The sequence below is a fragment of the Metallosphaera yellowstonensis MK1 genome (assembly GCF_000243315.1).
In the GTDB taxonomy this organism is placed as follows: domain Archaea; phylum Thermoproteota; class Thermoprotei_A; order Sulfolobales; family Sulfolobaceae; genus Metallosphaera; species Metallosphaera yellowstonensis.
The window spans coordinates 762,804-769,555 of record NZ_JH597761.1 but is presented as its reverse complement, the minus strand read 5'-3'; the positions used below and the strand labels follow the sequence as shown (position 1 = coordinate 769,555).

The following is a 6,752-nucleotide window of genomic DNA, read 5'->3' as shown; positions in this document are numbered from 1 at the left end:
CTTTTCAGCGGGACGACGTCGAAAATTAAAAACTTCTCGCTAATACCGAGTTCTTGGTATTACCTCCCTAAGATCCCCATAACTGCTGTAAGGTAATGGAAGTCATAAATTAATTTTAGAATAGATTAGAAAATAACTTATCTTAAAAAATTATTATAATTATGTATGCTTTGCCTATTTCATAAAAATTAGAGTCCTCCATAAAAGTGAAATGTCACTAAATAATAGATCGTTTACACTAAAAAGTATTAATTATAGTGTTGGGTTCTAATGAGTATCTAAAAAGATCTTTATAGATATTTCCATATAATCTTAATAATCTTACATAGAATCTAATTAAATCATTAGATCCTTCCAAACGTCGAATACTCTGAGAATTCTGATATGCATAAACAGTTATAAAATGCTTAATTCTAAGAGCATTATTTTCATTTAAAATGTTTTTTAAAGCATTAAATAAATCAGGGTCATTTAACATTCGTTTCCTTGCATCATTAATTTTAGGAGTTTTAGAGTCTTCTAAAACTTTTAGAAGATATATTTGATTTTCTTTACTATCAATTACTTTAAATGCTTTCGTTAGAAATATTCCGATTTTGTCACTACCAAATTTTAATAGTCCTTTTAGAGCATATACTCTTAAAGGTATTCTAGTCAATTTGTTATCATTAATAGTAATAGCATTTACGGATAAGTTTAACATTACTAATTTATTTGAATAATTTATTTCCATGATTTCGCTATTGCTTTTATTATATTCTTTATTATCTTTATTATATTCTTTGTTTTCCTCTATTTTGAATTTTCCTAAGAACAATGTATATATAGTATCACTATCTGAGGCTAATTGAAAAGATGAAAATGGCCATGGAATTATTACTTTATCTTTCGAAATAATACCTAATGAAGTAAATAATAGAGTATCTCCAATATTATCTAAACCGAAAATATTTTTCTGAAAATCTATAGAGTAATCGTTTTGGGAATTTTTATTTGAAATTATGAAATTATTAAATTTATAAATTTTTGACTCATTCTTTGCAAATCTAATTGCTTTTATGATTATAGATCTGCTCTCAGTATTGTCAATCTTGTTCTCAGATTTATAAAGAATTCTTATAATAGATATACTAGGTATCTCTGGAAGAATAACAATTTTATTAATGTAACTATTAGGACCATTATATAAAGTAACTAGAGAGATATCTAACATTATAGCCCTATTTAAGTTAGTATTAAGTTTGAGAACTTTGTTATTGGGTTTTACTATTATATGAATTTTTTTCATATTATCTGATTCACTTTTTATACCAGTTGTATCTACTCTCTCCCTTGAACGTAACAGAATATTTTGTAAACTCGAAATAACATCTACAAGCTTAGAATCATATTCCGCTAAATCATATTTCATCCTAACTTTAATTTTGTTTGAATCGACAACTATTTTTACATTTGATGCATTGAATTTTTTCTTTATTTGTTCTTCAATGATTCTTATATTTTTCTCAGTTCTTTTAAACGATTTAATGAGTGATAAGCCTAAAAATTTCTGAATTAACTCAAACTCATTTAAAGTAAATAAAATACTTACACTAAAAAATTTGGTATCAGTGGAAGAGATTGGGTGATTCAGGGCTCCTTTGCAAATTGTAATATATCTCTCGGTTTAGACTTATTCAATGAAGGAATTACTGAATATATTTGATCATATCACGAAGAAATAAGGGTTCTTGTAATATTATTACAATGATGAGATAACAGGTCGAGAGGTTGTAGTTGACGGCTATGGCCCGGGCGATCTGGAGTATCCTCCAGGGGGAGTGGCACTTCCCGAACCTCCTCCTCTCCAGGAGGGAGTTGAAGGACTCGGCCAGGTTGTTTGACCTGAGGAGGGGCCAGAGCTCCCTGGGGGCGAGGAGGTAGGAGAGGAGGGGAGAGCCACGGGTGGGGACGGACTCGGCGAGGGAGAGGAGGAGGTCCAGCAAAACCCTAACCCCCCTGTCCACCCTCCGTTTGAGGTGGACCGGGCAGGTCTGCCTCGCGACCTTGATCCCGGAGCGGGAGATGGCCGTGTCTAGGGCCTTCACCCCGTCGGCTACGACCAGGGTGAGGTTGTACCTCCTCCACAGCCTCACCAGGAGGTCCCAGTAGCTCACGACGTCCTCCTCCCCGGTCAGGACCACGTCAAGCACGGCCCTCACACCGTGGTCAGTGAGTCCCAACGCGATTAAGAGGACCCCCCTCCTCCCTCCCCTCAACTTCACGTACTTCCCGTCCACGACCACGTACTTGAAGTCCCCCCTCACCTCCAGCTCCTGGGTCCAGAGCTTGGCGTTCAACTTCCCTCCCAACACGGAGTAGAGCAGGAGGAGGGCCCTGAGCACCAGCCCCTCCTCCCTGAGCAGCTCCTCCTCCACCCTCGTCCTCACCCTCTCCCCTCCCCTGTACAGCACGGGCAACCTCACCGTGACCCACTCCAGCCCGTACACTACCCTCCTCCCCCGGAGGGAGACCCTGAACCCCTTCAAGAACCTGTACCTGGCGTAACCCCTCCTCCTCACCTCCTTCCCCCTGACGTACCTGGGGGAGGTCCTCTCCGCCTCCTCCAGGGCCCTCCTCTCGATCTCAGCCACCGTTTCATTTAATAGCGCGTCCTTCCCAAGTAACTCGGGGACGAGCGAGGTCACCACGTGATAAAATGGGTGTCTCATGGTATGACCTAGCGCTCGTCCCCTTTTTAGTGTTACTGATGTAGGATCAATTAAGTCACTTTCATTCTATAGAAACAAATAGAAATCGCAATGGAGACCTGAATCGCCCTAAGTCTTTGGGGTAATGAATTTTGGCCTTAAATGAGATTGAAATTAAGAAAGACAATGATGAGCAGGATGATACATTATCTATTATCAATAATTTATTGCATAGGAGAAGGTCTGAAGCTGCAAAGAAGGCTCACGAAACTATAAGAAAGAGAAAGATCGCTAAAAATATGACTATACATTTTACTTTAGATAATTTTGAGTTTGATAAAGACGTTAGAAAAGTTTCCTTTGGAGAATATGAGATAAGGCCACCATTGATTAAAGCTTCAAAATTGACTTACATCGAGAAGGGCGGAGTAGGAAAAGAACTTAGTGATGGTTGGGCAATTAATTTTGCTATCGGCTGTATTCACGCTTGCCCCTTCTGTTATGTTGATAATATCCATAAGAGGTTCAGTTTTGCGAGAGTAGGTAACATAGTACAAAGACCGTGGGGAATGTACTTCTTAAAACCTAAGAACATTGACAAGACATTAGAAAAGACACCATGGAAAAAATGGAGAGGAAAATTGGTTATGTTGTCCTCAACTCACGATCCTTATTTGCCCCAACTTTACCCAATTCCTAGGAAGATCCTTGAGAAAGCCTTACCAGCGAGAGTTAGGTTCTTGATTCAAACAAGGTCAATGTTGGTGCTTAAAGACCTTGATTTACTTTCAAAATACAAGAACCAAGTAATCCTACAAGTTTCGATAGCTACTTTGAACGAGAAGTTTGCTTCAATTATTGAACCCAGGGCACCTCCACCTAAAGCTAGGCTAGAGGTTTTAAGGAAGGCTAAAGAGGCAGGACTAAAAGTAGGAGTAATAGTAGCGCCAGTATTTCCTCCTAACAAGGCAAGGGGGGAAATAGAAGAAGATTTAGACGGGATAATGAAAGAGCTTGCGGATATAGGTGTGAATCAAGTTTTTGGTGAAATGCTTCACGAGAGAGGTATGAATATGGAGTATATAGAATCGTTATTAGGAGAGAAGATAACTATTGATAAAGAGAATGATGAGAAATTAGGCAAGATATTTACGAGATTGCTTGCAAAATATCGCCTAAAAGGCAGATGGTGGTATGAGCGTTTTTAACTTTCAGCTAGGCTTAAAGAAATCATCTATACGTCCACCTTTACCGTGTATTTGATCCAGGATATCCAGTACGATTTTACCATTATATTTAGTTGTTATATTATTTGCAAATTCTACCATCCCCTTTACTCACGGCGCACCAGATTTTGTATACCTAACCCTAAGCACTAATTCGTATTTGGGACTATTGTTCACATCTCTTATTTCTGCGGTGGCTTCTATAGGTTTTCCAAACTGAGTGAACAGTATATCACGTGCTTTCTCAGGATCTTGTACATTAGATAATGTTGGCAAGTATTGTTCGAGCCTCTTTAAGGATACAGAGTCCCCATTTTGGGCCTTTCCTAGTAATCTATACACTGCTTGACTTTGATTAAGAATAACGTCTATGCTTTTAGATCTAGATAGTATTTTTGATAAATCACCAAGACTTATTTGAATCCCTTCTGGGTCTACTGAAAACACTAAAAAGAAATTATTCAAGGTTCATCCAAATGCTGAATTAGCTATAAGTGTTTGGGGAACCACTGATGGACATATGGCTATTGAAGTTCCAAGCTTAGAAGGACAATTAGTAGTTTGGGAGGACATGGAGATATTTGATATTGTAGACCCTAAGACTGATGAACCAGTATCTGGGGGAGAAAGAGGTGAACTGATAGCGACCTTGTTAAATCACTTTACCATGCCTTTAATACGCTATAGTTTAGGAGATTACGTTAAGAATGACTTCCTGACCGATCCGGATCCTAAGTATGGTATAACTAACATGAGATTTGCTGAGCCAATACCAGGTAGGGTTGAGTGGATGTTCTTCGTTAAAGGGAAACTATTATTGCCAATTTACGTTGAGGACGCTGTGAATGAAATTCCAGACACTACTGGAATGTTTAACATTTTCATTTACGATAATAGTATGGATAAATTGAAGATTAGAATAGAGACAAGGAGGGAACAGGTTAATTCTACTTACGATAAGCAAGCCAGAGAGATATTAGCGAGCAGGATTGGGATTAACCCAGATGACGTTGAGATAGAGTGGGTAAAGCCTGGAAATACAATATGGACGGGCTACAAGTTGCAAGTGTTTGTTGACCAGAGGAAGAAGAAATAATTTTTCTTTTTACTTATTACTTTATTATACTAGAAATCAAAAATAATAATAGAAAAGTTCTTATGTAAATAGGCTCCGCCCTAATATAGATGGTACGATGTTTCTATCTGAAAGATGTTTTCAAAAATCGTCTTTTCACCACCATTTATAAGTTATAGTATTTTCATGAAATTACATCCTATTATCACCATTTAGTTCTCTCTTTTAAAACTTTTTTGTTAACCTTTCCAGTGCTGGTTAGGGGTAAATCATCTACAATAACTATATCATCTGGAACCCACCATTTTGGTATCAAACCTTGAGTTGAAGCACTTCTTAAATGGCTGATTATGTTTTCTTTTAAATTTGATCCCTTACCTTTGACTAATGCTATAGGTCTTTCTCCCCATTTTTCATCTATTCTACCTATTACAGCAACGAGATCTACTCCACTTACTTCAGATATTATTGACTCAATTATACTAGGTATTATCCACTCTCCTCCACTCTTTATTAAGTCCTTCTCCCTATCCAAGATTCTTATAGTATGGTAGTCATCTATAATCATAGCTATATCTCCAGTTTTGAACCAACCATCCTCGTAGGAAGATTTAGTATTCTCTAGATCGTTAAGATACTCACCAGGTAGCCAAGGTGTTTTAACCCATAAATGTCCTATCTCTCCTACTTTAGCCTCTTTACCGTCTGGCTTAACTACTTTCAATTCCACGAAAGGAAGAGGATGAGTATATACTCTCGCGTAATCTTCGATGCTTTGTATATTGGTATTTGCGGGAATGATAGTAATTGAAATTGCTAACATATCTGTTCCACCATATATTGATGCAAAAGATACTCCACTTTCTTTTAACTTCTTAGCCAGATTAGATGATATTGGAGAACCACCTATCAAAGTTTTTAAGCCATTTAGTTGCCCTTGTTTGGCTGCGCTTAGTAACATATACATCATTGTGGGGACAGCGTTAAGCCAGGTTACCTTTTCCTTTTCTATTATTTCCAATGTTTTTATTGGCTCAAATTTTCCACTTGTGACGTATTTAGCGCCTAGGTAAGTAGCGTGAAATAGTGAACCCCATGACCATAAATGATAATATGGTATAAGACCTAATATGATATCGTTGTTCTTCAACGAAGAAGGGCTATTGTAAAGTGATAGCTGGTGCACCATACCTATTGCTCCATGAACCGTTTTTTCATTAGTATACATAACCGCTTTAGGTAACCCTGTTGTACCTGACGTAAATAAGATAGAGTATGGATCACTTCCTTTAACGTAAATTTCGGGTTCCTTAACTAGTTTTCTACTTACCAAATCATCATAAGTTATCTTAGTATCATTGGAATCTATACTAATAATTTTCTCCTTAGTGAAGTCCTTAAATAAGAATATGAAATCTTTTGAAGCGAATAACCATTCTACCCTAGCGTGTTTAATTGTATAAAGTAATTGATCGTAGGGTAGTTTGACATTAACTGGATATATTATTGTACCTATTAAGCTAGAAGCGAATAATAGCTCAACGAATTTAAGGGTGTTATAATCTGCAACCCCTATTATACTTCCCTTAGATATTCCAATCGATAGCATTGAGTTAGATATACCTATTATTCTTTCATAAGTCTCCTTATATGACTGTCTAACATTGCGAAAAGGATCTACTATTTCCTTATCTGGCGCCATAGTTACAGCCCTTTTAAGAAGCGAGAATACGGTAAAACCCTCTTGCATTTCCAAAACCT

5 protein-coding genes and 1 pseudogene are annotated in these 6,752 nt (G+C 37.4%); 2 read left to right on the top strand and 4 right to left on the bottom strand.

What is annotated here, in order from left to right:
- Nucleotides 1-238 precede the first annotated feature (238 nt).
- The gene (locus tag METMK1DRAFT_RS04705) at nucleotides 239-1,411 is read right to left on the bottom strand and encodes a hypothetical protein (protein WP_009071338.1); all 1,173 of its coding nucleotides are present in this window, start codon (nucleotides 1,409-1,411) and stop codon (nucleotides 239-241) included.
- Nucleotides 1,412-1,688: 277 nt separating this feature from the next.
- On the bottom strand, nucleotides 1,689-2,711 hold the full coding sequence (locus METMK1DRAFT_RS04700) for an IS256 family transposase (RefSeq protein ID WP_009071337.1): 1,023 nt from the start codon (nucleotides 2,709-2,711) through the stop codon (nucleotides 1,689-1,691).
- A gap of 131 nt (nucleotides 2,712-2,842) precedes the next feature.
- Between METMK1DRAFT_RS04700 and METMK1DRAFT_RS04695 the strand changes: the two genes are divergently transcribed.
- Nucleotides 2,843-3,898, top strand: a complete 1,056-nt coding sequence (locus tag METMK1DRAFT_RS04695; RefSeq protein WP_009071336.1) for an SPL family radical SAM protein — start codon at nucleotides 2,843-2,845, stop codon at nucleotides 3,896-3,898.
- Nucleotides 3,899-4,027: 129 nt separating this feature from the next.
- Here the strand turns inward: METMK1DRAFT_RS04695 and METMK1DRAFT_RS04690 are convergent, their stop codons facing one another.
- On the bottom strand, nucleotides 4,028-4,363 hold the full coding sequence (locus tag METMK1DRAFT_RS04690) for a hypothetical protein (protein WP_155812298.1): 336 nt from the start codon (nucleotides 4,361-4,363) through the stop codon (nucleotides 4,028-4,030).
- On the opposite strand from METMK1DRAFT_RS04690, the pseudogene METMK1DRAFT_RS04685 reads away from it, so the two are divergent.
- Nucleotides 4,350-5,012, top strand: a pseudogene (locus METMK1DRAFT_RS04685) (acyl-CoA synthetase family protein); the annotation flags it as partial. The gene METMK1DRAFT_RS04690 and the pseudogene METMK1DRAFT_RS04685 sit on opposite strands and share 14 nt — an antisense overlap.
- A 184-nt stretch (nucleotides 5,013-5,196) precedes the next feature.
- Here the strand turns inward: METMK1DRAFT_RS04685 and METMK1DRAFT_RS04680 are convergent.
- The gene (locus METMK1DRAFT_RS04680) at nucleotides 5,197-6,741 is read right to left on the bottom strand and encodes an AMP-binding protein (RefSeq protein ID WP_009071333.1); all 1,545 of its coding nucleotides are present in this window, start codon (nucleotides 6,739-6,741) and stop codon (nucleotides 5,197-5,199) included.
- Nucleotides 6,742-6,752: the final 11 nt, after the last annotated feature.